The organism is Beijerinckia sp. L45 (assembly GCF_009765775.1).
In the GTDB taxonomy this organism is placed as follows: domain Bacteria; phylum Pseudomonadota; class Alphaproteobacteria; order Rhizobiales; family Beijerinckiaceae; genus RH-AL1.
This window is the reverse complement of record NZ_LMUU01000195.1, coordinates 81,833-83,136: the sequence shown is the minus strand read 5'-3', so window position 1 is coordinate 83,136 and position 1,304 is coordinate 81,833. Positions and strand designations below refer to the sequence as shown.

Sequence of the window (1,304 nt, the reverse complement as noted above, 5' to 3'; positions counted from 1 at the left end):
TCCTCATGGCAAAATGCCATACTTCAGGGAGGACCACTTCAAGGGGGGCACGCCAGTCGAGGCTTCGCGTGACCTCGCGGCCAACGGCAACAACAAGAGCCACGCTCGCCGTGAAGACGATGGCGTCGACCGCACGGCGTCCTATGCCGCGTGCGGGGGTCAGATCAGACACAGTCCAAGACCTTCGTGTTTCATCGTATGCAGAAGAGGTCGGCCAGAGTCCTTCAAGAGGCTGGTCGCAGCCTGCTTTCGTAATGTCGCGATCACGCGTGCCTGCTATGTCGCCGTTCAGCGACGGTCGGAGCGCGTCAGGTGACCGTTAAAATCGCAAGCGATCCCATGGAAATAGCCACAACTTGTTTCGGTAAGGTCGACTGCCTTGTTGCCCTTCACGTAATTCAATCGGATTGAACAGATCGTCTGTCCTGCATATTCGGGGACCGATTGCAGCGTGACCTCCTGCTTGTCCGTTACAGTACCCTGCCCAACGATGCGTCCGGCGCATTCGGGCGACGAGACTGACATGTCAATGTGGAACCCATGCCCGTCAGGCTGAACCATGAGGGTCTCTGCTTCCGGACCCGTACGTTGAAAAATGCCCCCCATACCACGAGGTGCGGCCAGTGCCGCCATCGGGCTCATAAGAGCTAGAAAAAGCAGGAAATAGATCGCGAGTTTCACGGCATGGCCTCTCTTGGAAGGCGTACCGTAGGTTCAGTTTATGTCATTAAGCAAGGTAGCGTCCCAGACACCTGCGTTCTGATTCCGGCCAAGACGTGACTAATGCTGCCGGTCGGCACTGCGCCATTCCAGACCTGCTGACTCACGTTGACGGTGCTACTAAGCGGTCGGTCGTTTATACGGGTTGCCCTCGATCTCCCAGCGAGACCGATGAGGCAAACCTTACGAATGACGACTGGCGTCTGCGGTGAGCCCCAACCGCTTGCTTGGTCGCGATTTTGCTAAGCTGGACATGGCGGAAGCCAATGAAGATCGCGGATATGACGATTGGCATCGACCGCCACGCACGAGGATCGTAAAACCGCTCTCGACGATCCATGATGATGAATCTGAAGGAAATAGAATGACTAACGACGCTTCGGAGATGATCGACCTGACCGAGTTGACGGTCGAGCAAGTTCAGGCCGGCTTTGCGCGTGGCACGTTCACTTCGGAAACCCTGACCAAGGCGTATCTCGCGCGCATTGCGGAATTCAATCCCGCCTACAACGCGATCGTCTTCCTCAATGACGCGGCCCTCGATGACGCGCGCTCGGTCGACAAACGACGCGCCGCAGGCGAAG

Annotated in this window: 2 protein-coding genes; one reads left to right on the top strand and one right to left on the bottom strand. The window is 57.2% G+C overall.

What is annotated here, in order from left to right; genetic code table 11:
- Positions 1-288: 288 nt before the first annotated feature.
- Positions 289-681, bottom strand: a complete 393-nt coding sequence (locus tag GSQ79_RS21095; protein WP_158810754.1) for a hypothetical protein — start codon at positions 679-681, stop codon at positions 289-291.
- 566 nt (positions 682-1,247) lie between these two features.
- On the opposite strand from GSQ79_RS21095, the gene GSQ79_RS30395 reads away from it, so the two are divergent.
- Positions 1,248-1,304, top strand: a 57-nt coding sequence (locus GSQ79_RS30395; protein WP_368669963.1) for a hypothetical protein, incomplete at its 3' end; no start/stop codon positions are given.